The organism is Bacillus sp. mrc49, assembly GCF_002803435.1.
Genome location: NZ_PHNG01000298.1, coordinates 1 through 420 on the forward strand (window position 1 = coordinate 1; position 420 = coordinate 420).

General features: G+C 42.1%; 1 protein-coding gene. It reads left to right on the top strand.

Annotated elements, in window-relative coordinates:
• Positions 1-420: ribonucleotide-diphosphate reductase subunit beta (locus CVN76_RS02040; RefSeq protein ID WP_198512434.1), on the top strand; the 420-nt coding region annotated here is incomplete at both ends.

Below are 420 nucleotides of genomic sequence, written 5' to 3' on the forward strand. Positions count from 1 at the left end.
AGTTTTCACGAATGACCAATCATATAAAAAAAATCAGGATGCTCGAACCTACGCATCCTACTAAAGCGACCGGTGTTTTCAAAGGAGAAGCTTCAGGCTTTCTCCTTTGGAACGATATTCAGTATGAAAAATTCTATGATACCTATACACAGCTCATCAATAATTTTTGGAAGCCATCTAGCGTGAACATGATTCAGGATAAAAAGCAGTGGGGAGAAATGGATGAAGATATCCAGGACGCCTTTCTTGATATCCTGACGATGATTGCTGGGATGGATAGCCTGCAAACGCCTACCTTGGTGGAAATCCTTCGATACATCAAGGACCCTGCAGCAAAGGCAATCCTTGCCAATATGGCTCAGCAGGAATCGATCCATAATGAATCTTATTCGTATATCCTTGCTTCCTTGATCCAGGTAG